Genomic DNA, 23,557 nt, shown 5'->3' with positions numbered 1-23,557 from the left:
TCCCCCCACTGACATGGAGCACGAGCGCAGTTACCGGCGCGCGCGAGAAATGTGCGCCGGGCCGTCGGCGGTCGAGCGCTAGCGTTGAGTCATGCACCTGCCCGCGTCGCTCCGCCAACCCGCCCGGTACGCCTCGTCGGTGGCCGGGGCGCTGCCCGTGCTGAGCTTTCCGGCGGCCGGGTGGGGGTGGCTGGCCTGGGTGGGGCTGGTCCCCGGGCTGGTGCTGATGCAGCGGGCGGCGACGGCACGGGAGGCCGTGGTCCGGGGGTGGTGGTTCGGGGCGGGGTTCATCCTGACCGCGATGTACTGGCTGGTGCCGTCGATCGGGCCCGGGCTGCTCGCGCTCGCGGTGGTCTTCGGCGCGTTGCAGGGAGCCGTCGGGCTCGCCGTGCACAGGCTGCTGCACCCGCCGGTCACCCCGGGCCGGGCCGCGCTCGCGCTGCTGGTGGTGCCGTCGGTCTGGGTGAGCACCGAGTTCGTCCGGTCCTGGCACGCGCTGGGCGGGCCGTGGGCGCTGCTCGGCGCGAGTCAGTGGGAGCACCCGGCGGTGCTCGGGCTGGCCTCGGTGGGCGGGGCGTGGCTGGTGAGCGCCGCGGTCGTGGCCGCCAATGTAGGGGTACTGATCCTGCTGACGGGGCGTCGGCTCCGGGTCCGGGCGCTGGCCGTGCTGGTGGTGACCGCGACGCTGCTGGCCGGCCCGCTGCTGTTCGCCGCCCAGCGGGCCCCGGCCCCCGGCGACACCGCGACCGTCGCCCTGGTCCAGCCCGGCCAGACCCCGGGACCGGACGAGCGGCTGGCCGCCGGTGAGCGGATCACCGCCGCCCTGGCCGGGCAGCCGCTGGATCTGGTCGTGTGGGGCGAGAGCAGCACCACCGCCGACCTGGACCGCTCCCCCGACACGCTGGCCCGGCTGCGGCAGCTGTCCACCGCCACCGGCGCCCCGCTGCTGGTCGGCGAGGACGCCCGGAAGGCGGACGGGAAGATCTCCAAGGACGCCGTGCTGGTCACCCCCGACGGCGTGGCCGAGCGCTACCGGAAGATCCGGCTGGTCCCGTTCGGCGAGTACGTCCCGCTCCGGCCGGTGCTCGGCTGGCTGACCGGGGTGAGCAAGGCGGCGGGCGAGAACCGGGCCCCTGGCGCGGGCTTCCACCTGCTGCACGCCACTGACCGGGCGGGCCGTCCGCTCCCGTTCGGCGCCCTGATCTGCTTCGAGTCGACCTTCCCCGACCTGTCCAGGGTGGCGGCGTCCGACGGCGCCCGGATGATCGTCTTCCAGTCCGCCACCTCGACCTTCCAGTCCTCCTGGGCCCCGCAGCAGCACGCCTCGCTCGGCGCGCTGCGGGCCGCCGAGACCGGCCGCCCGGTCGTCCAGGCGGCGCTGACCGGCGAGTCGGTGGCGTACGACCGGCAGGGCCGCCGGCTGGCCTCGCTCGGCACCGGCGGCTCCGGGGCGCTGACCGTCACGCTGCCGCTGGCCGCGCCGGGGGCCGAAACCTGGTACCTGCGGCTCGGCGACTGGGTCCCGTACACGGCGGCGGCCGTCACGCTGGCCGCCGCCGTCGGGGAGCTGCGCCGCCGCCGGGCGGCGGTGCAGGAGCTGACCGAGCGTCAGCCCGAGGTGTCGGCCAGGTAGATCCCGAACACCGCGCCGAGCGGGTCCCGGAGCACCGCGAGCCGGGGCCCGTCCGGCACGTCGGTGGGCGGCAGCATCGCCTCGGCGCCCAGCGCCACCGCGCGCTCCGCCGACAGGTCCACGTCGGCGACCGCGAAGTACGGCATCCAGTACGGCGGCAGGTCGGCCGGGAACTGCTCGCCCATGTCCAGCACCCCGCCGAAGTCCCGGCCGCCCAGGCCCCACTGGGTGTACGACTCGCCGGGGCTGACGCTCCATCCGAACAGCTCCGGATAGAACGCCAGCGCGCCGGGCACGTCACGGGTGGCCAGTTCGATCCAGCCCAGCGCGCCCGGCTCACCGAGCAGCGCGGCGCCCCGGAAGGCCCTGGCCTGCCAGACCGAGAAGACCGCGCCCGCCGGATCGGCCAGCATCGCGTACCGGCCCTCGTCGAAGACGTCCGTCGGCGCCATCGGCACCGCTCCCCCGGCGGCCGTCGCGGTCGCCGCCGTGGTGTCGGCGTCGGCGGTGGCGATCGCCACCGTCCAGGCCGTGGGCCGCCCGGTCCCGGCCAGCGGGGTGATCGCGGCCACCGGGTCCTCCCCCAGCAGCATCACGGTGTAGCCGCCCGCCTCCGGGCGCGGGTCGGTCTCGGCCCGCCAGCCGAACAGCTCGCCGTAGAACGCCTGCGCCACCTTCGCGTCGCCGCTGCAGTGCTCGGCCCAGCAGGGGGCGCCGGGGGTGCTCTCGGTGATCCTCATCTCGGACGTCCTCTCAGCGGATCTCGATGACGCACTTGCCGCGCGCGTGGCCGGACTCGACCGCGAGCATCGCCTCGGCGGCGTGCTCCAGCGTGAAGGTCTCGGAGACGTGCGGGTCCAGGCCGCCGTTCGCCACCAGGGCCGCCAGCGCGGTCAGCACCTCCCCACCGTGCCGCCGCCTCACGGCCTCGCCGCCCAGAGCGACTGCGGTGACCGGATCGGCGGTGGAGACCAGCCGGCCGCCGGGGCGCAGCGCGGCCGAAGCGGCCCTGGCATCCTCGCCGCCGACCAGGTCGAGGATGCCGTCCACACCACCGGGCGCGGCCGCCTTCACCCGCCCGGCCACCCCCTCCCCGTACGCGATCTGGGCCGCGCCCAGGCTCGCCACGTACTCCCGGTTCTGGTCGCTCGCGGTGCCGAGCACCTTGATGCCCCGGGCCGCCGCGATCTGCGCGGCGGCGCTGCCGACCCCGCCCGCGACACCGAGCACCAGCAGTACCTGACCGGGGGTCAGGCCCAGCTGCTCGACCGCGTCGTACGCCGTGGCGGCGGCCACCGAGAGGGTGGCGGCCTGGGTGAAGGACACGTCGTCGGGCACCTGGGCGGCGTTGTCCGACTCCAGCAGCGTGTGCTCGGCGAAGGCCCCGCCCGGCGTGGGCCCGAACACCGGGTCGCCGACCACCAGTCCGGTCACCCCCTCCCCCAGCACCTGAACCACCCCGGCCGCCTCCAGACCGAGCACCCGGGGCGTCGGCTCCGCGGTGCCGAACAGGCCCTGCCGGATCTTCCAGTCGGCCGCGTTGACCCCGGCCGCGTGCACGGCGATCAGCAGCTGGCCCGGCCCTGGCACGGGTACGGGCCGGTCCAGGAACTCCTGGTGCTCCGGCCCGCCGTACGCCACGAATCCGAATGCCTTGGACATGTTCTTCCTTCGCTCGGGCTCACCTGCCTCCACCAGCTTGCGGGCGGCGAGCCCGGCACGGATGGGGATGCTGAGCCGAACGGGATAGCCCGGAAGCATGTTGTTCAAATTGGAACAACGGTGTACGGTCGGTCGAAACAGCCCGAAGGAGGTCCGGCATGGCGGATCAGCTGAGCCCCGCGACGGTACGGTCGAACGTCCAGATCCCCCTGGTATTCCCGGACGGCTACCGGGTCGACGCCGAGGTCTTCACCTTCCACGGCCTGACCGACGGCGCCGAGCACCTGGCGCTCAGGATCGGCGAGCCCGGAGACCGGACGCCGTTGGTCCGGCTGCACTCCGAGTGCCTCACCGGCGACGTGTTCGGCTCGGCCCGCTGCGACTGCGGCCCGCAGCTGCGCGAGGCCGTCGAGCGGATCGCCGGGGCCGGCGGCTACCTGCTCTACCTCCGCCAGGAGGGACGCGGCATCGGCCTCTACAACAAGCTCGACGCCTACCAGCTCCAGGACCAGGGCCTCGACACGTACGCCGCCAACACCGCCCTCGGCCTCCCCGAGGACGGCCGCGACTACACCGCCGCCGCCCAGATGCTCCGCACCCTCGGCGCCACCGGCATCCGGCTGCTCAGCAACAACCCCGACAAGGCCGCCCAACTGACCGCCCTCGGCATCGACGTGGCCGAGCGGGTCCCCACCGGCGTGCACGTCTCCGCCAGCAACGTCCGGTACCTGCGCGCAAAGGTCGAGCACACCAACCACGCCATCCCGCTGGCCGAACTCGTGAGCTGAGGAGTCAGCGCACCGCCCGGCGCAGCCGCTCCGCCACCGTGCCGGTGAAGCGGACCGCCTCGCCGAACGCGGGCAGCGGGTCGTCCCGGCAGAGCCAGCTTCGTTCGGTGCCGACCCGGGGCAGCACGTCCTGCGGCAGCCGACCCGCCGGTACCTGACGGCCGGTCAGGTCCAGGTGCAGGGCCCGCACCACGTCCACCCCGCCGGTGCTCTGGAACAGCCGGAACTGCGCCCCGGTGCGCGGGTTGAAGTCGACCAGCTTGTACTGGCCGTCCCGCCGGTCCAGCCGCCAGTCCAGGTCGGCCACCCCGTGGTAGCCGATCCCGACACAGAACTCGCCGGCCAGCGCCGCGAGTTCGCGGTTGGGCAGCGACTGCGCCCGGGTGGTGACCCCGGCGCCCGGCGGCCAGGAGCGGAGTTTGCGGCCGGTGAAGACCTGCGGTGCTGCGCCGTCCCGGCCGCAGTACAGGTGGGTGATCCAGTCCTCGGCCTGCTCCGGCGGCAGGTACTCCTGGACCAGCACCGAGGGCACCGGGCCCGGCGGACAGACCTCCCGCAGCTCGGCCTCGTCGTGCACCACCGTGGTGTGCCCGACTGCGGGTGCCCGCAGTCTGGTCCACGCCTCCAGGTTCTTCAGCACCAGCGGGTAGCCGTGCTCACGGCCCACCGCCAGCAGGTCCCGGTACTCCTGCGGTGCCCAGGCCGCCGGGCTCGGCACGCCGTACCGGCGGCACAGCTCGAACAGCCCGGCCTTGCTGGCCAGCCGCCGGGGCAGCGCGGGCGGCACCGGCGGGAGCAGGAAGTACCGGGAGAGCGGCTCGGCGTACTCGGCCAGCAGCAGGGCCGCCTCGTCGTCGGTGGCCACCGGCACGCTCGGGCGGCCGATCGCGGCGCCGATCTCCAGCAGCACGGCCAGCAGCGCGTCCGGTTCCTCCGAACCGTCGCTGCGGCGGACGAAGGCACCGGTGAGGTAGTGGGAGAGCGCTGCCGGCGTCCAGCGGTCCTCGACCATGGCGTAGACCGGGACACCCAGCCGGCCGAGGGTACGGATCACCCCGACCCCGCCGTGGTGCTGCGGGTAGTGCCCGATCTTCACCAGCAGGGCGGGGGTCGCGCGGTCCGGCTCGATCCGGGCTTGCGGCATGAGAGCCTCATCGCTGGTGCAGTCCGACTCCGGACGGGCGATGCCCCCGTCCCCGCACCGGGCCGGTCAGGACAATTCTCGCGCGTTCGGAGCGGATCGGGCCAGTGCAGGAGCGTACGAGTACACAGCGGCACCGGCGGTGACCCGATGGGGGGTGTTCGCGGTCGGCTACACGGGTGCACCCTGGGTTGAGGGGTGCTCCGTCCGAGGAGGGCGCCGAGTGTTGACCAACCGTCTGTTGACCACCTGCCGTACCGAATCGGGAAGGCCCTCGTGAGTCCCGCCGACGCGGTGCCGGTCACCGTGGTCGGGGCGGGCCCGTACGGGCTGGCCGCCGCCGCCCACCTGCGCGGGCGCCGGGTGCCGCTGCGGGTCTTCGGCGAGCCGATGGAGAGCTGGCGGTCCCGGATGCCCGCCGGGATGTACCTCAAGTCCACGCCCTCGGCCTCCTCCATCTCCGACCCGGCCGAGCTGCACCGGCTGGACGACTTCCGGGCCTTCGACGGCCGGGTCACCGGCGGCGATCTGTACCCCGTCCCGATCGGGGAGTTCATCCGGTACGGCCTCTGGTTCCAGGAGCGCTGCGTGCCCGCGCTCGAGCGCACTGCGGTGCAGCGGATCGACGCCCGGCGGACCGGTTTCCGGATCGAGCTGGCCGACGGCGAGGAGTTCACCAGCCGTCAGGTGGTCGTGGCCACCGGCCTGGGCACGTTCCCGCACCTGCCCCGGGAGTTGGCGCCGCTCGCCGAGGCGGGACTGGTCTCGCACTCCTCCGAGCACCGGGACCTGACCCGGTTCGCCGGCCGGCGGGTGGTGGTGCTGGGCGCCGGGCAGTCCGCGCTGGAGAGCGCGGCGCTGCTGCACGAGGCAGGGGCCGAGCCGACCGTGGTGGCCAGGACGGACACGCTGCTGTTCGGCACCCCGCCGGAGGCCGACCGCAACGCCGACCGGGCGCTGACCGGCCGGCTGGTCAAACCGGGTTCGCCGCTTGGGCCCGGCTGGTCGCTGTTCGCGTTCAGCCGCGCACCCGCCGTCTTCCGGCACCTGCCGGACCGGACCAGGCTGCACCTGGTCCGCACCGTGCTCGGTCCTTCCGGCGCCTGGTGGCTGCGGGACCGGGTGGAGGGCCGGGTCCGGCTGCTCACCGGCCACCGACTGGGCTCCGTCCAGGAGTCCGCCGGGCAGGTCAGGCTGGACCTGCACCGGCCCGGCGGCGGCACCGAGGTGCTGGATGCCGACCACGTGCTGGCCGCCACCGGCTACCGGGTGGACGTCGACCGTCTTGGCCTGCTCGGACCCGAACTGCGGCGCGGGCTACGCCGGATCGAAGGCGCGCCCCGGCTGGACCAGACCTTCCAGTCCTCGGTGCCCGGCCTGTACTTCACCGGGCTGGCGGCTGCGGCCACCTTCGGCCCGTTGATGCGGTTCGTCTGCGGCACCGGCTTCGCCTCCCAACGGATCTGCGCCGCCGTCGCGGAGGCCGTCCGGTGAACCGGCCGGGGCGGCCCGAGCTGCCCCCGTGCTAGCCGCCGCGGACGGCGCCGGTACCGGGAAGGACGCCGCTGACGCCTGGTCAGCGACCTGCCGGCGGGCCGGGAGGCTCGCGCCGTACCTGGTGCTGCCGCTCGCGCTGCTGCTCTGGCTGCTCTCGCTGCGCTCGGTCGACCTGGACGCGATGAACGACCTGGGGCTGCTCCAGGTGCTGCCGCCGCTGTACTGGATCGCGGTGGTGCTGCTGACCGTCGGCTTCTGGCTGGCGCTGCGTGACCGCCGGGTCCGCACCGGGTGGCTGACGGCGTATCTGCTCGGGCTGATCGCGATGATCCACGCCACCCCGAGCCTGCTGTACCCGAGCCTGCGGTACGCCTGGGCCTGGAAGCACATCGCGGTGCTCGACGCGATGATCCGCAACGACGGCCCGGTGCCCCACGCCGGCGGCTTCGACATCTACAACCAGTGGCCCGGCTTCTTCGTGCTGAACGGGCTGTTCCTGCGGGTCACCGGCATGGAGTCGGCGCTCGGCTACGCCGCCTGGGCCCCCGCTGCCACCAACGCCCTGCTGCTGGCGCCGCTGCTGCTGCTCTACCGGACCTTCAGCACCGAACGGCGGCTGGTCTGGGGCGCGCTGTGGATCTACTACTGCTGCGCCTGGGTCGGCCAGGACTACTTCGCCCCGCAGGCCTTCGCCTTCCTGCTGTTCCTCACGGTGCTGGTGCTGGTGGCCGGCCAACTCCCGAACGGCGGTACGGGTCCGGGCGGCACCCGGCCCTCGCTGGCCCCGGCCCGGACCGCGCCGAGCCGCGGCCGGCTGCCGGCGATCCTGCTGCTGGAGGCCGCGATCGTGGTCTCCCACCAGCTCACCCCGCTGATGCTGCTCTGCGCGCTGACCGCCCTCGCCCTGCCCCGCCGCAACCGGCGCGCGGTGCTGCCCGCGCTGGCCGGGCTGCTGGTGCTGAACGGTGTCTGGTACGCCACCGTGGCCCGGCCGTTCCTCTCCGAGAACCTGTCGGACTTCGTGGCCGGGCTGACCGCGCCGGAGAGCAACATCCTCTCCGGGCTGGTCGGCCTCGGCGCCGCCGCGCCCGGCCAGGTGGTGGTGGCCTGGGTGGACCGCGGACTGTCGGCGACGGTGGTCCTGCTCGCGCTGGCGGCGGTCTGGCGGCGTCCCTGGGTCCGCCGGACCGCGCTGCCGCTGCTGGCGGTGGCGCCGATGCCACTGCTCGCCGCGAACAGCTACGGCGGCGAGATGGTCTTCCGGGTCTACCTGTTCGCGCTGCCCGCCTGCGCCTTCCTGATCGCCGCCCTGCTGCGCCCCGGGCGGCTGCCGGGACTGCGCTCGCTCACCTCCATGGCGGTGGCACTGGCCCTGCTGGGCGGCCTGTTCTTCGGCTACTACAGCAAGGAGGACATGAACTACTTCACCCCAGGCGAGGTCACCGCCGCCCGCCGGATGATCGCGCTCGCCCCGCCCGGCGCGGTGATCGTCTCGGTCACCGGCAACCTGCCCGGCGGCGCCGCCGAGTACGACCTGCACCCGCGCATCCAGCTCTCCGAGGAGAGCCGGGAGACCCAGCAGTTGCTGCTCGCCGACCCCCTGGCCGGGCTGACCCGGGCCGCCGACTCCACCGAGGCCGGCACACCCGCCTACCTGCTCCTGAACCGGGCCCAGGCCGCCGAGTGCTACCTGACCGGCGTACTGCCGGCCGACACGGTGGCCCGGCTCGGCACCGCGGTGGACGGGGCGCCCCGGTTCACCGTGGTCTACCGCAACGACGACGCGGTGGTCTACCGCTTCGTCCCGAACGCGGCCTGAGGAGGTGTCACCGATGGTGGTGAAGGCCTTCACGTCGAAACTGGCGACCTCGAAACTGACGGTCTCGCTGCTGCTCGCCGCCTCCGGCTGGGTCGCGCTGGGGGCACTGGCCCTGCCGACGCCGGTCCGACTGCCCGTCACCCTGGCCTACCTGCTGGTCTGGCGGCACTGACGCTCGCCTGACCCGGGGTCAGATCTCCGGCGGCCCGCCGACCGGGCTGCCGACTGCGGCCCTGGCCCGGCGGTAGAGCCGCCAGCCCTTGGTCCGCAGGCGCTCCGGGAGCGGCGCCACCGGGGCGCCCTCGCCCCGTGTCCAGCTCCGGAACTGCTCGGGCGTGGTGTCCGCCCGCACCATCAGCCGGGCGATCCGCAACGGGTCGTCGTTGCCCGAGCTGAAGGCGTTCAGCACCGCGGTGGCAGAGCTGAAACCGGCCTCGGCGACCTGGCGGCGGACGGTGGCGCTGGAGTAGCCGTGCGGGTACGCGAAGGAGGTCACCGGGTGGCCGAGCAGATCCTCCAACTCCTGGCGGCAGCCGACGATCTCGCTGGCCAGCCAGCGGCCCGACAGGGTGTCCAGCTGCGGGTGGGTCCGGGTGTGCGCACCGATCTCCACGCCGCAGGCGTCCAGCGTGACCACCTGACGCCAGCTCAGCATCGGGGCCGGGGGCAGCAGGCTGCCGGCCGCCTCCCCGCCCGGCGGGTGGACGGCGCCGGTGGTGACGAACAGCGTGGCGGGCAGGCCGCGTTCGGTCAGCAGCTGGGCCACCGTCCAGTAGAAGTCGGCGAAGCCGTCGTCGAAGGTGAGCACCGCCGAGTCGGCGGGCAGCGCCGGGCCGCCGCGGATCGCCGCCACCAGGCGGTGCAGCGGGACGATGGTGCGACCGGCGTCGGCGATCCGGTCCAGTTGCTCGGCGAAGACGTGCGGGGTGACGGTGAACGGTGCGATCCAGGACGGTGGGTCGTCGGACACCGAGTGGTAAAGGAACACCGGGACGACGGTCATGGCGCACCGCCCGGGTCCCTGGCCCGCCGTACCGGGCCGACCAGTCGGCCGAGGGCGCCGGGCCGGCCGAACCGGCCGCTGGTGTAGCCGGCCAGGGTGGTGGCCACGCCCAGCGCGAGGGCCGCGAACTCGCGCGGGCCGCCGCCGCCCGGGCCGATCGCCCTGGCCAGCCCGCGCGGCACCGTGCTGCGCAGGTAGCGGCGTTCGCTGGCCAGCGCCGGGCCGCGCCCGGTGTACCGGGCGACCACCGCCTTGGAGAGGCCCTCGGCATAGCAACGGGCCCGGAAGTACGCCCAGTTGGTCCGCCCTTCGGGGACCCGGTGGCTGACCCCGGCGGCCGGTTCGTAGCGCAGTTCGGCCTCCGGCCGACCGGCCGCCAGCCGGATGCACAGCTCGGTCTCCTCGCAGCCCAGCGGCCGGCTGCCGATCCGGCCGAGGTCGGGGCGGAAGCCGCCGGCGGCCACCAGTTCGGCGCGCCGGAAGGACATGTTGGCGCCGATGAAGTTCCGTACCCTGGCGGCCTGTTCCGGCATCCCCCGGTAGGAGCAGCCGACCACCCAGTCGAACTCGGGCGGGAACCAGGGCGGGCGGGCGGTCTCCCAGCGCGGCCTGACCAGGCCGCCGACGCCGAGCACCCGGGCGTCCAGGTACCCGGCCAGCAGCCGTTCGGTCCAGTCCGGGTCGGCGGTGGCGTCGTCGTCCAGGAAGGCCACCACGTCACTGTTGGCCAGCGCCACCCCGGTGTTCCGGGCGCCGGACAGACCAGCCTGTTCCCGGTTCGCCACCACCCGCACGCCGGCCAGTACCCCGGCCGCGCGGACGGCCAGTTCGGGGCAGTGGTCGACCACCAGCAGCACTTCGTCGGCGGGGCTCGACTGGCGCTGCAGCGAGCTGATGGCGGCGACCAGATCGGGCCAGCGGGCCATGGTGTACGAGCAGACCACCACGCTCAGGGTGAGCCGATGCCCCGTCAGCTGCTCACCGGTCCCCTCGCGGACCGGGTCGAGTCGGTCGGTCATCGTCCTCGCCTTCCCTTCGTCGTCCGGGGGGCCGTCTCCCGGGGCAGCGCCGTTCCGGGCGAGGCGTTCCGGGCAGGCCGACGCCGGCCAGGCCGTACAGCGGGAGCAGCCAGACGGTGAGCGACAGGACGACGACCAGCAGCGCGGCCTGCAGGCCGATCACCCAGCGCATCGCGCGCCGGGCCCGGCAGACGTCGACGGCGACGCCGAGCACCAGGTTGGGCGGGCACATGGCCATGGTGCGGCAGCGGCTCGGCCGAACCGGCGGCCCGGAGCCGGGCGCGGAGCAGCGTGCGGCAGGAGCACTGGCAGGGCGGCGGCTGCGGGCAGCCGCAGCCTGCGGCGCGGGTCCCGGTGACGAAGCTGGCCATCACGCTCACTCCGTCCTCGCCTGGCGCAGCGAGCGGAGGTAGCCGACCGGCCCGTACAGCATCCCGCGCAGCTCCAACGCGGCCAGCCGGGTGGACCGTTGGCCGGACGGCAGGGTGCGGCTCCTCGCCTGTGCGGCGGCGTGCCGCAGCCCGCCGGGGATCCGGCGCAGTAGTGCGGGCAGCAGCCGGGGCTCGGCGACGACGGCGGCGGCCAGGTAGGCGCCGAGGCCCGCGCCGTAGCCGTAGAGCTGGGCGGGCAGCGCGTCGGGGGTCCGGCGGTGCCGGTGCCAGACGATGGCGTCCGGCTGGTAGCTGAGCACGTGCCCGGCGGTGACGATCCGGAAGAAGGCCAGCAGGTCGTCGCCGCCGTGCGCGGGGGTGCCGACGCCGGTGGCCGGGTCGAAACCGCCCAGCGTGCGCAGCAGTCGGGTCCGGAAGGCCATGTTGGCGCCAGAGCCGAACTGCCCTGCGGTGAACGGGAACAGCGGGTCACCGGGCGGCAGGTCGAGCGACCAGCGGCGCGGGTTGAAGCCCTTGTCGTAGCCGCCGTGCTGCTGGAGCGCGGCCTGCGCCGCGGTCTGCAGCTCGGCGGGCAGGATCAGGCCGGTCACGCAGCCGGCAGCGGGATCGTCGGCGAAGGCCGCGACCAGGGAGCTCAGCCAGTGCCGGTCGACCAGCGTGTCGTCGTCAGTGAAGGCGATCAACTCGCCCCGGGCGGCGGCCAGTCCGAGATTGTGGGCTCGGGCCAGGCCCGCTACCGGCTCGCGCAGGTAGCGGACCCGGTCGGCGTACCGCTCGCGGATCAGGGTCTTCGCGTCATCCCCGGCCGGGGCGTTGTCGACGACCAGCACCTCGTACTGCGGGCTGTCGATCCGCAGGACGGAGTCCAGGCACTGGCGGAGCAGCTCGGGACGGTTGTGGGTGGCGATCACGACGCTGATCCTGGGCGGTTCCGCTGACGGCCGGACGCCGCCGACCCGACTGAGGGGCGCCCTGATCGTCGCGGTGGTCAACTGGTGTGCGGTGATGCGGATCTCGCTGAAAGCGGCCTCGACCAGCGCCCGGCGCAGACCGACCGGATCGTCGGCGCTGCCGGTGGCGGTGACCAGTCCGAGCGGGTGTCCGTGCAGCCGCACCAACGCCAACACGCGGCCGTCCGGAGTGGCCGGCCCGGTGCCCCCGGGCGAGCGGAGCTCACCGGGTTCGGCCAGGTCCAGTTCGACCACGTGGACAGGGGTGTAGAGCGAGTCTCGGGCGGCGGGGCAGGGGCAGGCCGTTGCGGTGCGCCGGTCGGTGCCGTTCATCACCGCTCCCTCGTGGCGTGGTGGGCCGTTCCACTGCCGCCAGGACGTTCGGCGAGCAACGTCCGCAGCACCCGGCGGCCGTCCGAGACGGCGTGCAGGTGCGAACGGCCACTACGGCGAGGGAGTTCGAGGCTCGGCACCTCCGCGATCCGCAGGCCGGACCGCAGCGCGTGCGCGATCATCTCGGCCTCGATCTCGAACCCGGCCGAGCGCAGGTCGAGTTGGTCCAGGAAGCTGCGGCGGAAGGCGCAGAATCCGTAGCAGAGGTCGGTGAGCTTGGTCTGGTAGAGCCGGTTCACCACAGCGAGCAACGCCAGGTTGCCGAGCGCCCTGATCCGGGTCAGGTCCAGCGAGCCGCCGCCGGCGATGCACCGCGAGCCCTTGACGAAGTCGTAGCCGTGGTCCAGGAAGTGCAGGTAGTGCGGGATCTCGCCGGGCCACATCGAGCCGTCGGCGTCCATCATCACCACGTACTCGCCGCCGGCTGCGGCGAAGCCGGTCCGGAGCGCATTTCCCTTGCCGGGTGCGCTCTGCTGGACGCTGTGGACGGTGGGCAGGCAGTGCTCGGCCACCGCCAGGGTGGCGTCGGTGGAGGAGCCGTCCACCAGGATGACCTCGTCCACGCAGTTCGGGATCTGCTCGAACACCCACGGGATGTTGCGGGCCTCGTTCTGGGCGGGGACGACCAGGCTGACCGAGTGCCTGGTCCTGATCCCGTCCTCGGCCCGGCGCATCGGCCGGTCGGCGGGCAGCCGGTCGGTGGCGCGGCGCCTGGGCCGGCCGTCGTCACGGGTCGGGTAGGGGAGGACGTTGGGGGGCAGCGTGATGCTCATCGCGAAACGGCCTTCTCCGAGGCTGCGGGCACGCGGGCCCCCCACAGGCGTGACCCGGGAGACGGGGCGGGCGGGCCGCGCTGGGCGCGGGGCAGGCCCCGGTCGGAATGAGAACGACGTACGGCACGGCGGGCTGGTACGGACTCCCCCGGACCCCTCCGAAATGCGCCGGTCGGACTCGGGCGGCTTGACGCCGACTGTCACGGGCAACTGGCGAATGAACTGGTGCCAGGGCCTCATCGTCCGCCCGGAGTATGCCCCATGTCAACCCTTATGTCCGCTTTATCAACTCTCGTCCTTCGGACCGGGCTACGGGGTGCTGCGGGCCTACGGGGTGCGGCGCGCCTCGGCGATCCGCCGGGAGATCTCGTCCGGGCGGACCGGGCGGCCGAAGTGCCAGCCCTGTGCCCAGTCACAGCCCATCTGCCGCAGCCGCTCGGCGTCCGCACCGCTCTCCACCCCTTCGGCGGTCACGGTCAGGCCGAGCGTGTGGGCCAGCGAGACCAGCCCGCTGACGATCCGCCAGCCGGTGTGCGCGTCCTTGGTCGGATCGTGCAGGTCGCCGACGAAGGAGCCGGCGATCTTCAGGCAGGAGACCGGCAGGTCCCGCAGGTAGGCCAGGTTGGACCAGCCGGTGCCGAAGTCGTCCACCGCCAGCGAGACGCCCAGGTCGCGTACGCCGTGCAGGGCCTTCAGCGCCTCGTCCTCGGGGCCCACCACGGTGGACTCGGTGATCTCCAACTGGAGCTTGGCCGGCGGCAGTCCGGTCTTCCGCAGGATCCGCTCGACATCGGTGACCAGCCCGGCGTTGCGGGCCTGCCGGACCGCCAGGTTGACGTTGATCTGCGGTGCGTCCGGGCCGAACTCCCGCACCCAGTCGGTGGCCTGGCGGCAGGCCTGCTCCAGTACCCAGCGGCCGAGCGGCATGATCAGGCCGGTCTCCTCGGCCACCCCGATGAACTCGTCCGGGCCGAGCACCCCGAGCTGCGGGTGCCGCCAGCGCACCAGTGCCTCGACCGCGACCAGCGAGCCGTCGGCCAGCGAGCAGAGCGGCTGGTAGTCGATGAAGAACTCGCCCCGGTCCAGCGCGGCGGGCATCCGCACCGACACCGCGTACCGGCTGACCGCGCGGGCGTTCTCCTTCGGGTCGAACAGCGTCCAGCGGCCGCGCCCGGCCTCCTTGGCCCGGTACAGCGTGAGGTCGGCGGCCCGGACCGCGGCGCCCGGCGTGGTGGTGGCCACCCGGCGCTCCAGCACGCCGACGCTGGCGCCGACCGCCAGCGAGTGGTCGCCGACCTGCACCGGCCTGGCCAGCGCGGCCAGCACCGTCTTGGCGGCCGCCACCGCCTCCTGCTCGCCCCGGCAGTCCTCCAGCAGCACCACGAACTCGTCGCCGCCGAGCCGGGCCACCAGGTGGCCGAGCGGGGTCAGCGCGGTCTCGAGCCGCTGCGCCACCGCGGCCAGCAGCTGGTCGCCGGTGTCGTGGCCGAGGCTGTCGTTGACCACCTTGAAGCCGTCCAGGTCCACGTAGCAGAGGCCGAACCTGGCCCCGGGCTCCGGCTCCTCGAACAGCTTCTCCAGCCGCTCGAAGAAGGCCACCCGGTTCGGCAGCCCGGTCAGCGGGTCGTGGGTGGCCTGGTGCCGCAGCCGCTCCTGCAGCCGGTACCGGTCGGTGATGTCCTCCAGCATGGCCACCTGGTAGAGCGGCACGCCCTCGTCGTCCCGGATCAGCGAGACGGTCAGGTGGGTCCAGACCACCTCGCCGTCCTGCCGGTAGTACGGCTTGTCGAACTGGAAGTACTCCCGGCGCCCGGCGATCAGGTCCTCGTACGCCTCCCAGACGCCCGGGGTGTCCTCGGGGTGCACCAGCTCGTCCACCCGACGGCCCGTCATGTCCATCGAGCCGGTGCCGAAGATCTCTCCGAGCGCCCGGTTGACCGAGATGATCTTGCCGTCGGTGTCCCCGATGCCGATCCCGATCGCGGCGCTCTCGAACAGCGCGCGGAACTTGTTCTCCGACTCCCGTAGCGCCTTCTCCACCTCCCGCCGGGCGGTGTCGGCGGCCAGTCGGATCGCCTCCTGCTCGCGCAGGGTCCGCTCCCGCAGGGCCTCCGCCCAGCCCGCCGCGAAGGCGCCGCACAGCGCCGGGCCCCGGCCGTCGCCGACCGGGCCGAGCTGGAGCAGCTCGACCGCCCTGGCCAGCACGGCCGGGTCGGTGAAGTGCGCGTCCACCAGCTGGGCACCGGCCTGCCCGGCCAGCTCGGGCCGGAACGGATCCTCGTGCTGGGCCCGGTGCAGCAGCACGGCCGTCCGGGACACCAGGCGGCTCAGGATGCCCGGGTGCACGGCCATGCCGTGGCCACCACGCAGCAGCCGCTCCCACTCCTGGTGGAACCAGGTGGGAGCGTCCACCCGGCCCTCCCCGTCCGACCCTGCGGTCACGGCAGCAGTCCGACGCCTGACAGGCCGGTCATCCGCTCCGGGTGCGGGCCGACCGACTCCGGGTCCTCGGGGCGCCACTCGGGCAGGTAGACCAGCCCGGGCTCGAGCAGCTCGAAGCCGTCGAAGAAGGCGCCGATCGCCGCGCGGTTGCGCATCGTGATCGGGGTGGGGGTGCGCTTGTACAGGTCCTGGTGCGCACCGGCCTGGTCCGGCCGGCCCTCCAGCGAGGCGTGGCAGATCACCAGCGCACTGCCCGGCGGCAGCGCGTCCCTGAGCACCCGCACCAGCCGGTACGGGTCGTCGCCGTCGGTGATGAAGTGCAGCACCGCGACCATCAGCAGCCCGACCGGCTCACCCGCGGCGAGCAGCCCGGCCACCTCGGGCCGGGCGAGCAGGTCCTCGACCTGGCGCAGGTCGGCCTCGACCACCACGCTGTGCGGGTCGTCCTTGAGCAGCAGGCGGCTGTGCGCGACCGCGATCGGATCGTGGTCCACGTAGACCACCTGGCTGTCCGGATTCACCGCCCTGGCCACCTCGTGCACCGGGCCGAAGGTCGGAATGCCGGAGCCGATGTCCAGGAAGCGGGTGACACCCTGTTCGGCGAGGTGCTGCACGGCCCGGCGCAGAAAGGCCCGGTTGGCCCGCATGATGGCGGGCAGCTCGGGCCAGAACTCCATCGCCTTCCGGGCCATCGCCCGGTCGACCTCGAAGTTGTGGGAGCCGCCGAGGTAGTAGTCGTACACCCGGGCGGCGTTCGGCTTCTCGGTGTCGGTGCCGGCGGGGACCCAGTTCGCTTGCTGCATGGCGGCATCCCTACCGAAGGTGGAGTGGACTACAAAACATGAGGATCTTCCTATCATCGCCTGTCGCCTGCAAGCAGTGAAACCGATGAGACGGGTGTGACGGAAGGGGCTCGGCGCCGGACGGGGCGCCGTTCCGGGCCGGGCGGGCGAGAATAAGACCCTCATGGCTGGACCCATCGAGGACTACGCGCTCCTCGGAGACCTGCAGACCGCCGCCCTGGTCGGCCGGGACGGATCGGTCGACTGGCTGTGCCTGCCCCGCTTCGACTCTCCCAGCTGCTTCGCCGGACTGCTCGGCACCGACCGGCACGGCGCCTGGCGGCTGGCCCCCAGCACCGGCGGCCCGTGCACCGAACGCCGCTACCACCCGGCCAGCCTGGTGCTGGAGTCCGTCTGGCACACCCCCACCGGCTCCGTCCGGGTCACCGACTTCATGCCCCAGCGGGAGCGGCTGCCCCGGCTGGTGCGGATCGTCGAGGGCCTCTCGGGCACCGTCCGGATCCGGGGCGAGCTGCGGCTGCGCTTCAACCACGGCCGGATCGAGCCCTGGGTGCGCCGCACCGACCACCACCGGATCGCGGTGGCCGGACCCGACTCCGCCTGGCTCCGGGTGCCCACCGGCGTGCACACCTGGGGCGAGGACGGTGCGACCGTCTCCGAGTTCACCGTGCAGCCGGGCGAGCAGGTCCCGTTCGTGCTGACCTGGCAGCCCTCGCACCGCACCGACACCCCCCGGGTGGACCCGGCCGAGCTGCTGAGCCGCACCCTGACCGGTTGGCAGTCCTGGGCCGACGGCCTGCGCTACCAGGGCCCGTACCGCGAGCAGGTACTGCGCTCGCTGATCACCCTCAAGGCGCTCACCTACGACCCGACCGGCGGCATCGTGGCCGCCCCGACCGCCTCGCTGCCCGAACACCCGGGCGGGGAACGCAACTGGGACTACCGGTTCTGCTGGCTGCGGGACTCCAGCATGACGCTGGCCGCGCTGCTGCGCGGCGGCTTCCGGGACGAGGCGGCGGCCTGGCGCAAGTGGCTGCTGCGGGCCATCGCGGGCGACCCGGGCGACCTCCAGGCGGTGTACGGGGTGGCCGGCGAGCGCACCCTGCCGGAGACCTCGGCCGACTGGCTGCCCGGCTACCGCGACTCCACCCCGGTCCGGTTCGGCAACGCGGCCGTCCGGCAGCTCCAACTCGACGTCTACGGCGAGGTGTTGGACACCCTCGAACTCGCCTACCGGGCGGGTATCCCGATGGAGCGCAAGGTCTGGGGACTGCTCCGCAGCCTGATGGACTTTCTCTCCCTGCACTGGCGCGAACCGGACGAGGGACTGTGGGAAGTCCGGGGCTGCCGACGGCAGTTCGTGCACTCCAAGGTGATGGTCTGGGTGGCCGCCGACCGCGCCGTCCGGCTCGCCGAGGCCACCGGGCTGCCCGCACCGGTACAGCAGTGGCGGACCCTGCGTGACACCGTGCACGCCGAGGTCTGCGAGCACGGCTACGACGCCCGGCGCGGGATCTTCGTCCAGTCGTACGGCGCCGAGGAGTTGGACGCCGCCACGCTGTTCATCGCCAAGTCCGGCTTCCTGCCGCCCGACGACCCCCGGCTGGTGCGCACCGTGGACGCCGTCCGGACCGAGCTGGACCAGGGCGGCTTCGTCCGCCGCTACCGGGCCGCCCCCGACACCGACGGGCTGCCGGGGACCGAAGGGGCCTTCCTGGCCTGCTCGTTCTGGCTGGCCGACGCGCTGGCCCTGACCGAACGGCGGGCCGAGGCCAGGGAGCTGTTCGAGCGCTCGCTGACGGTGGCCAACGACCTGGGCCTGCTGGCCGAGGAGTACGACCCGGTCTCGGGCCGCCAACTCGGCAACGCCCCACAGGCGTTCACGCATGTCGCACTGGTGAACACCGCGTTCGGGCTGGCCGACGGCGAAGCGGCCGACCCCACCGCCGTGGGATCGGCCGCCGCTCACTGAACCGCCGTCAGCTGGTGGCGGTGCAGCTCAGGGTCGGGGCGGTGTTGCTGCCCGAGTAGTTGGCGCCGAAGCCGAAGCCGGTGCTGCCACCGGCCGCCACGGTGCCGTTGTAGCCGAGGTTGGTGACCGCGACCGCCGTACCGCTCTGGGTGAGGCTGCCGTTCCAGAGGTTGGTGACCTGCTGGTTGCCGCCCCAGGTCCAGGTGACCTTCCAGGAGTTGATGGAAACGGTGCCGGTGTTGGTCACCGTGACGTCGGCGTTGAAGCCGGAGCCCCAGTCGTTGCTCACCTTGTAGGTCGCGGTGCAACCGGCGTTCCCGCCGCCGCCACCGGTCAGGGTGGTGACGCTCAGCGCGGCGGAGGCCGCCGAGACGTTACCGGCCGCGTCGCGGGCCCTGACCGTGTAGCTGTACGCGGTCGCAGCGGTCAGGCCGCTGTCGGCGTACGAGGTGGTGGCCGAGGTACCGACCTGCACACCGTTACGGAAGACCTGGTAGCCCGTCACACCGACGTTGTCGGTCGAAGCGGCCCAGCCCAGGGTCAGACCCGTGGTGGTGACGTTGCTCGCGACCAGCCCGGTCGGGACGGACGGAGCGGTGGTGTCGCCGGTACCGGCCGAGGTGGTGACGCTCAGCGCGGCGGAGGCCGCCGAGACGTTACCGGCCGCGTCGCGGGCCTTGACCGTGTAGCTGTACGCGGTGGAGGCGGTCAGGCCGCTGTCCGTGTAGGAGGTGGTGGCCGAAGTGCCGACCTGCACACCGTTACGGAAGATCTGGTAACCCGTCACGCCGACGTTGTCGGTGGAGGCGGTCCAGCTCAGGGTCGCACCGGAGGCGGTGACGCTGCTCGAGGCGAGCACGGTCGGAGCGGTCGGGGCGACGGTGTCGCTGGTGCCGCCGCCGACCGGCGGGTAGGCGTTCTGGAGCAGCTGGCGGAACTGGGCGGAGAACCAGGTGCCGGCCAGCGGCGAGTCCGGCAGGGCGCCGGACATCTGGAAGTTGTTGCGCGCGTTCCCGGCGTACGTCGGGTCGCACATCCCGTCGAAGCCCTTGCCCTGGTCGTTCGGGATCACCTTGCTGGCGCCGTCCGACTCACCCGGAGGCTTCACCCAGACGTAGGCGTCGATGCCCGGCTCGGGGGCGGCGGTCGGCCGCTCGCCGAGGCCCGCACCGGACTGGTTGCACCAGTTGCCGGTCTGGAAGCGGCGGTCGAGGCGGCCGCCGTCCACGTACGCGTCACCGCTGGTCTGCGGGCCGGGACCGGTCGGACGGTTGGCGCCGCCCCAGCCGTTGCGGGAGGTGTCGATCAGCATGCCGACGTTCGACTGGAAGCCGGCCTCGACCGCCTTGGCCCGGAACGCCTGGGCGTACGACAGCTCGTCGACGTAGCGGTTCCAGTCCACCCACTTCGAGGTGCCCCGGATCGACTGGCCACCGACGGTGTCGTTGATGGTGAAGTAGGGCTCCTTCAACGTCGAGTAGTTGGCGGTGTTCACCACGAAGCCGTGCACGTTGGCGGCGGTGGAGCCGGAGGCGTTGGCGGCCTGGTAGAGCAGGCTCGCGGTCGGGCCGAAGTTGGAGTCCCAGCCCAGCCAGCCGTGGTGCCCGGCGTCGATGTAGTTGTAGACGTTGGAGATCGCGCCCAACTTGTTCAACGCGTAGCCGACGCCGGCCACATAGTTGCCGTTGGCCTTCATCACGTCACAGGTCGGGGTGGCGGTGGCGGTGCCGCCTGCGTTGGTGATCAGGTTCGGCAGCGAGTCGAGCTCGATCGTGGTGACGATCCGCAGGTTCGCGTAGGCCGGGTCGGCCAGGATCGCGGCGATCGGGTCGATGAACTCGGTCTTGTAGCGGCCGATCTCGGTCGGGCCGAGCTCACCGTTGGACGACAGCGCGGCGCAGTCGCGGCCGGGCAGGTCGTAGATGACCACCTGGAAGACGAACGGCTTGCCCGCGGCGTTGGCCTGGGTGACGGCGGAGTTCAGGTGCGCCCGCAGGCCCATTGAGCTGCTCGAGCCGTTGATCGCGGCGATCCGGTCCAGCCAGACGTAGGTCGGCTGGTTGGAGACGGCCGAACCGCCAGGCTCGGCTGCGGCATTGGCGGACCACTCGGGGTTCACGTAGACGCCGGCGCCGGCATAGGGGTTGTCGACCTTGGTCGCGGCGTGCGCGCTGCCCGCCATCGGAAGCAGGGTTGCCGCGCCGAGCGCGGTCGCGAGTGCGACCGAGCGGAGGCGGCGAAGGAGCTGTCCTGACACGTGCGGATTCCTTTCGGGTGGGGGGAAATCCGGTGGGGCGGAGTAGCGGGAGCGCCGGCCCAACTGTGGGAGCGCTCCCACTTACTGTGACTCGGTCGGCATCACGGGAAAGGCTGGTGGGGTGCGGTGATGCATGACCGACTCGACGGGTGAATAACTCCCCGCATCTCAGGGCGGCCCCTGAGCTCAGGGCATATCAACCCATGAAGGCGCTGGAGCGTCAAGCGTTCTGACCGACTTCAGTAGTTGAACACGGCAGGTCTCATGGGAGCGCTCCCGAACGGGAGTTGACGGTGTCCCGTGAGAACCTCGGGATTCCACCACCTCGGAGGCCACTCGATGACCGCCCGCCCCACGATCGATGACCAGCAGCGCCGTGCCCGCCTGGCGTCCCGTCAACTCCTCGCCCCCGCCCACCGGGCAGACTCCCCCGAGCAGGTCGTCGAGGCCTTGGTGGCCCTGCACGCCACCGATCCCGCCACCGTCTTCCTGTCCGTCGCCGCCCGGCTGACCCGGCTCGAACCCGCCGACCTGGAACGGGCGTTGTACCAGGACGAGACCCTGCTGCGGATGCACGGTATGCGACACACGCTGTTCGTGGTCCCGGCCGACCTCGCCCCGGTGGTGTACGCCTCCACGACCCGCAAGGTGGCCGAGAAGGAGCGGCGCGGGCTGCTCGCCTTCGCCGCCGAGGGCGGCTTCGACGCCGACTGGCTGGCCGCGGTGCAGCGCCGCACGCTGGCCGCCCTGGCCGAGGCCGGCCAGGCCACCGGCAGCCAACTGGGCGGGCTGGTCCCCGAGTTGCGCGAGTCGATCACGGTGGCGGTCGGCAAGCCCTACGAGGCGCAGCAGACCATCGGGGTGCGGCTGCTCCGGGTGCTCGGGATGGAGAACGAGATCGTCCGCGGCCAGGCCCAGGCGGAACTGACCCGCCGCTGGCTGACCACCTTCGGCCCCGCCACCACCGAGGACGTCCGATGGTGGACGGGCTGGGGCGTCCGCGAGGCCAGGGCGGCTCTGGCCGCCTGCGGCGCGGTGACCGTCGACCTGGACTGCGGCCCTGGCCACGCCCTCCCGGACGACCTCGACCCGCTGCCGGACCCCGCCCCGTGGGCCGCCCTGCTCCCGTCCCTCGACCCCACCCCGATGGGCTGGCAGCAGCGCGACTGGTACCTGCCCGCTGCCCACCGCACCGACCTGATCGACCGCTCCGGCAACATCGGCCCCACCGTCTGGTGGAACGGCCGCGTGGTCGGCGGCTGGGCCCAGCACGCCGACGGCCGCCTCCGCTGGGAGGCCCTCGAACCTCTCCCCCGTGAAGCCACCGCCGCCATCGACGCCGAGGCCGACCGCCTCACCCGCTGGCTCGGCCCGGCCCGGGTCACCCCGCGCTTCCGGACTCCGCTGGAGCGCCGCCTGACGGGGTGACTCGGCGTCACCTTCCCGGGCCCGAAATACCGGTGGTCCCCGCTGGTGGCCAGCAGGCAGCATGGGGCGCATGGTGACAGTGGGAACAGTGACGGACCAGGACTGGCAGACCCTTCGGGCGGTACGCCTGCGCGCGCTGGAGCAGAACCCCGAGGCGTTCGGATCGACGCTCGAACGCGAGCAGGACCAGCCGGCGGAGTACTGGCGCCGACGGATCGCGGCCGGGGTCTGGTTCATCGCCTGGGACGGCCCGGAGCCCGTCGGTCTGGCCTCGGCCGTCACCTCCCTGACGGAGCATCAGCTCAACGCGATGTGGGTCGACCCGACCCGGCGCGGGCGCGGCGTGGGCGACGCCCTGGTGGCCGCCGTGCTCGACCGGGCCCGCACCGAGGGCGCCACCACCGTCTCGCTGACCGTGGGCGAGGACAACGCCCCGGCCCGGAGTCTCTACCTGCGCGCCGGTTTCCGGCCGACCGGCGAACGTGAGCCGCACCCCCGCGACCCCGGGCGATGGCACGAACAGCTCCGGGCCCGGCTTCTGCCGACCGGCTGCGAGATCTCCACCGATCCGGCCCGGCTGGACGCCGCGCTGGTCCACCGGTGGCTGTCGGAGGACGCCTACTGGGCGCTCGGCCGGTCCCGGGAGAAGCAGGACCTGGCGATCGCCGGATCGCTCAACTTCGGGGTGTACGACTCCGCCACCGGCACCCAGCTGGGCTACGCCCGGGTGGTCACCGACCTGGCCACCTTCGCCTGGCTCTGCGACGTCTACATCGCGCCCGCCGCCCGGGGCCGGGGTCTGGGCACCGCCCTGGCCGCCGCCGTTCGGGACCACCTCGCGCCGTACGAGCTGCGCCGCGTAGCCAGGTCGAGTGGCTCAGCTCCACCGGCATCGACCTGGTCCGCGGCCACAGAAGTGGATGATCCTCGAGGCAGCCCCGAAGCCGACCCCAGCCGGCCTCGGGCCTGTCAGACAGGCCCTACCCGGGGAACAGCCAGCGGCGCAGCACCCGGGTGGCGACCGGGAGGGCGAGGTAGGTCATCAGGGCGCTGATCACCGGGGCCAGGATGAGTGAGCGGGCCAGCACCGGGAGGGTGGCCAGGTGCGGGGTGAGGTAGAAGTTCGCGGTGGTGGTGAGCGGGGCGATCGCCAGCGTGGAGGCGACGGCCATCTTCCAGCGCGGGGCCGGCGTGCGCCGGGCGCCGGCCGCGGTGGTGGCGAACCAGCCCTCCATGCCGAGCAGTTCGCGCCGGGCCACCTCGACGTGGTGGCCGTCGGCCTCGGCGAAGCAGGCGGCCCGGGCCGGCGAGAGCTGCCAGGCGCGGAACGAGTCGGCGTCCTGGAACGACAGCAGCAGGTGCCACGGGTCGTCCGGGCCGGCCGGGCGCAGCAGCCCGGTGCCCAGGTTGCCGGGGTGGTCGGCGGCCGCACGCAGGATGGACTTCGCCCAGGCTTCGAACTGCTCCTCGTGCCCCGGGTCGACCCGTCGGGCCACGAAGAGGGTGACCTCTTCCCCGTTCTCCCCGTCCCGTACGTCCGTGCTCATGGTTCTCCGCCCATTGGTCCGCCCGCAGCCTATGCGGC

General features: G+C 73.2%; 20 protein-coding genes and 1 pseudogene. 9 read left to right on the top strand and 12 right to left on the bottom strand.

Annotated features, from left to right (window positions below):
- The first annotated feature begins 91 nt into the window (after positions 1-91).
- Entirely contained in the window at positions 92-1,633 is a 1,542-nt protein-coding gene (lnt, locus tag ASC99_RS35470) for an apolipoprotein N-acyltransferase (protein ID WP_057239914.1), read from the top strand.
- Here the strand turns inward: lnt and ASC99_RS35465 are convergent.
- Both ASC99_RS35465 and ASC99_RS35460 read right to left on the bottom strand, forming a co-directional pair.
- On the bottom strand, positions 1,609-2,373 hold the full coding sequence (locus tag ASC99_RS35465) for a VOC family protein (protein WP_057239912.1): 765 nt from the start codon (positions 2,371-2,373) through the stop codon (positions 1,609-1,611). The two genes, lnt and ASC99_RS35465, sit on opposite strands and share 25 nt — an antisense overlap.
- 13 nt (positions 2,374-2,386) lie before the next feature.
- Positions 2,387-3,295, bottom strand: coding sequence for an NADP-dependent oxidoreductase (locus ASC99_RS35460; protein ID WP_057239910.1), 909 nt, complete (start codon positions 3,293-3,295; stop codon positions 2,387-2,389).
- A 158-nt stretch (positions 3,296-3,453) separates the two neighbouring features.
- Here ASC99_RS35460 and ribA point away from each other — a divergent pair, with 158 nt between their 5' ends.
- Entirely contained in the window at positions 3,454-4,083 is a 630-nt protein-coding gene (gene ribA, locus ASC99_RS35455; RefSeq protein WP_057239908.1) for a GTP cyclohydrolase II, read from the top strand.
- Positions 4,084-4,087: 4 nt separating this feature from the next.
- Here the strand turns inward: ribA and ASC99_RS35450 are convergent, their stop codons facing one another.
- Positions 4,088-5,227 (bottom strand): hypothetical protein, encoded by a 1,140-nt coding sequence (locus ASC99_RS35450; RefSeq protein WP_057239906.1) that lies wholly within the window; start codon positions 5,225-5,227, stop codon positions 4,088-4,090.
- A gap of 273 nt (positions 5,228-5,500) precedes the next feature.
- Between ASC99_RS35450 and ASC99_RS35445 the strand changes: the two genes are divergently transcribed.
- From ASC99_RS35445 to ASC99_RS39250, 3 genes are read left to right on the top strand one after another with little or no spacing between them, the layout of a single operon-like run.
- Entirely contained in the window at positions 5,501-6,718 is a 1,218-nt protein-coding gene (locus ASC99_RS35445) for an NAD(P)-binding domain-containing protein (protein WP_235502939.1), read from the top strand.
- 28 nt (positions 6,719-6,746) lie between these two features.
- Entirely contained in the window at positions 6,747-8,540 is a 1,794-nt protein-coding gene (locus ASC99_RS35440; RefSeq protein WP_057239904.1) for a hypothetical protein, read from the top strand.
- A 13-nt stretch (positions 8,541-8,553) separates the two neighbouring features.
- On the top strand, positions 8,554-8,712 hold the full coding sequence (locus tag ASC99_RS39250) for a hypothetical protein (RefSeq protein ID WP_157531951.1): 159 nt from the start codon (positions 8,554-8,556) through the stop codon (positions 8,710-8,712).
- An 18-nt stretch (positions 8,713-8,730) separates the two neighbouring features.
- Here the strand turns inward: ASC99_RS39250 and ASC99_RS35435 are convergent, their stop codons facing one another.
- From ASC99_RS35435 to ASC99_RS35405, 7 genes are all read right to left on the bottom strand, one after another.
- Positions 8,731-9,543 carry a polysaccharide deacetylase family protein gene (locus tag ASC99_RS35435; RefSeq protein WP_200948510.1) on the bottom strand — a complete coding sequence of 271 codons (813 nt, stop codon included), beginning with the start codon at positions 9,541-9,543 and terminating at the stop codon, positions 8,731-8,733.
- Positions 9,540-10,562 carry a glycosyltransferase family 2 protein gene (locus ASC99_RS35430; RefSeq protein ID WP_063857278.1) on the bottom strand — a complete coding sequence of 341 codons (1,023 nt, stop codon included), beginning with the start codon at positions 10,560-10,562 and terminating at the stop codon, positions 9,540-9,542. Before ASC99_RS35430 ends, ASC99_RS35435 begins: the two co-directional genes overlap by 4 nt.
- Entirely contained in the window at positions 10,522-10,800 is a 279-nt protein-coding gene (locus ASC99_RS35425) for a hypothetical protein (RefSeq protein WP_157543758.1), read from the bottom strand. The genes ASC99_RS35430 and ASC99_RS35425 overlap by 41 nt, the downstream gene beginning before the upstream one ends.
- 138 nt (positions 10,801-10,938) lie before the next feature.
- The gene (locus tag ASC99_RS35420; RefSeq protein ID WP_057239900.1) at positions 10,939-12,237 is read right to left on the bottom strand and encodes a glycosyltransferase family 2 protein; all 1,299 of its coding nucleotides are present in this window, start codon (positions 12,235-12,237) and stop codon (positions 10,939-10,941) included.
- A complete protein-coding gene (locus ASC99_RS35415; RefSeq protein WP_057239898.1) occupies positions 12,237-13,070 on the bottom strand; it encodes a glycosyltransferase family 2 protein in 834 nt (277 codons plus the stop codon). The genes ASC99_RS35420 and ASC99_RS35415 overlap by 1 nt, the downstream gene beginning before the upstream one ends.
- A 327-nt stretch (positions 13,071-13,397) precedes the next feature.
- On the bottom strand, positions 13,398-15,482 hold the full coding sequence (locus ASC99_RS35410; protein WP_235502940.1) for a bifunctional diguanylate cyclase/phosphodiesterase: 2,085 nt from the start codon (positions 15,480-15,482) through the stop codon (positions 13,398-13,400).
- A gap of 26 nt (positions 15,483-15,508) precedes the next feature.
- Positions 15,509-16,315, bottom strand: a complete 807-nt coding sequence (locus ASC99_RS35405) for an SAM-dependent methyltransferase (protein ID WP_057239894.1) — start codon at positions 16,313-16,315, stop codon at positions 15,509-15,511.
- A gap of 163 nt (positions 16,316-16,478) precedes the next feature.
- On the opposite strand from ASC99_RS35405, the gene ASC99_RS35400 reads away from it, so the two are divergent.
- Positions 16,479-18,287 carry a glycoside hydrolase family 15 protein gene (locus ASC99_RS35400; RefSeq protein WP_057239893.1) on the top strand — a complete coding sequence of 603 codons (1,809 nt, stop codon included), beginning with the start codon at positions 16,479-16,481 and terminating at the stop codon, positions 18,285-18,287.
- 7 nt (positions 18,288-18,294) lie between these two features.
- Here the strand turns inward: ASC99_RS35400 and ASC99_RS35395 are convergent, their stop codons facing one another.
- Positions 18,295-20,469 (bottom strand): glycoside hydrolase family 6 protein, encoded by a 2,175-nt coding sequence (locus ASC99_RS35395; RefSeq protein WP_082598910.1) that lies wholly within the window; start codon positions 20,467-20,469, stop codon positions 18,295-18,297.
- Positions 20,470-20,883: 414 nt separating this feature from the next.
- On the opposite strand from ASC99_RS35395, the gene ASC99_RS35390 reads away from it, so the two are divergent.
- From ASC99_RS35390 to ASC99_RS42465, 3 genes and pseudogenes are all read left to right on the top strand, one after another.
- Positions 20,884-21,972, top strand: a complete 1,089-nt coding sequence (locus ASC99_RS35390) for a winged helix DNA-binding domain-containing protein (RefSeq protein WP_057239889.1) — start codon at positions 20,884-20,886, stop codon at positions 21,970-21,972.
- A 61-nt stretch (positions 21,973-22,033) separates the two neighbouring features.
- Positions 22,034-22,396, top strand: a pseudogene (locus ASC99_RS41610) (GNAT family N-acetyltransferase); the annotation flags it as partial.
- Positions 22,397-22,510: 114 nt separating this feature from the next.
- A complete protein-coding gene (locus ASC99_RS42465; RefSeq protein WP_369825216.1) occupies positions 22,511-23,026 on the top strand; it encodes a GNAT family N-acetyltransferase in 516 nt (171 codons plus the stop codon).
- Here the strand turns inward: ASC99_RS42465 and ASC99_RS35380 are convergent.
- Entirely contained in the window at positions 22,953-23,519 is a 567-nt protein-coding gene (locus ASC99_RS35380; RefSeq protein ID WP_057239887.1) for an antibiotic biosynthesis monooxygenase, read from the bottom strand. The two genes, ASC99_RS42465 and ASC99_RS35380, sit on opposite strands and share 74 nt — an antisense overlap.
- Between the last annotated feature and the right edge of the window lie 38 nt (positions 23,520-23,557).

It is taken from the genome of Kitasatospora sp. Root107 (genome assembly GCF_001424875.1).
Lineage (GTDB): Bacteria > Actinomycetota > Actinomycetes > Streptomycetales > Streptomycetaceae > Kitasatospora.
Note: the sequence above shows the minus strand (reverse complement) of the source record. Positions and strands in the feature narration are given on the sequence as shown.

Coding starts and splice junctions, on each gene's coding strand:
- ASC99_RS35435 (WP_200948510.1), bottom strand. CDS start 9,543: ATGACCGTCGTCCCGGTGTTCCTTTACCACTCGGTGTCCGACGACCCA.
- lnt (WP_057239914.1), top strand. CDS start 92: ATGCACCTGCCCGCGTCGCTCCGCCAACCCGCCCGGTACGCCTCGTCG.
- ASC99_RS35395 (WP_082598910.1), bottom strand. CDS start 20,469: ATGGCGGGCAGCGCGCACGCCGCGACCAAGGTCGACAACCCCTATGCC.
- ribA (WP_057239908.1), top strand. CDS start 3,454: ATGGCGGATCAGCTGAGCCCCGCGACGGTACGGTCGAACGTCCAGATC.
- ASC99_RS35460 (WP_057239910.1), bottom strand. CDS start 3,295: ATGTCCAAGGCATTCGGATTCGTGGCGTACGGCGGGCCGGAGCACCAG.
- ASC99_RS35430 (WP_063857278.1), bottom strand. CDS start 10,562: ATGACCGACCGACTCGACCCGGTCCGCGAGGGGACCGGTGAGCAGCTG.
- ASC99_RS35420 (WP_057239900.1), bottom strand. CDS start 12,237: ATGAACGGCACCGACCGGCGCACCGCAACGGCCTGCCCCTGCCCCGCC.
- ASC99_RS35380 (WP_057239887.1), bottom strand. CDS start 23,519: ATGAGCACGGACGTACGGGACGGGGAGAACGGGGAAGAGGTCACCCTC.
- ASC99_RS35415 (WP_057239898.1), bottom strand. CDS start 13,070: ATGAGCATCACGCTGCCCCCCAACGTCCTCCCCTACCCGACCCGTGAC.
- ASC99_RS35425 (WP_157543758.1), bottom strand. CDS start 10,800: ATGGCCATGTGCCCGCCCAACCTGGTGCTCGGCGTCGCCGTCGACGTC.
- ASC99_RS35400 (WP_057239893.1), top strand. CDS start 16,479: ATGGCTGGACCCATCGAGGACTACGCGCTCCTCGGAGACCTGCAGACC.
- ASC99_RS35465 (WP_057239912.1), bottom strand. CDS start 2,373: ATGAGGATCACCGAGAGCACCCCCGGCGCCCCCTGCTGGGCCGAGCAC.
- ASC99_RS35405 (WP_057239894.1), bottom strand. CDS start 16,315: ATGCAGCAAGCGAACTGGGTCCCCGCCGGCACCGACACCGAGAAGCCG.
- ASC99_RS39250 (WP_157531951.1), top strand. CDS start 8,554: ATGGTGGTGAAGGCCTTCACGTCGAAACTGGCGACCTCGAAACTGACG.
- ASC99_RS35390 (WP_057239889.1), top strand. CDS start 20,884: ATGACCGCCCGCCCCACGATCGATGACCAGCAGCGCCGTGCCCGCCTG.
- ASC99_RS35450 (WP_057239906.1), bottom strand. CDS start 5,227: ATGCCGCAAGCCCGGATCGAGCCGGACCGCGCGACCCCCGCCCTGCTG.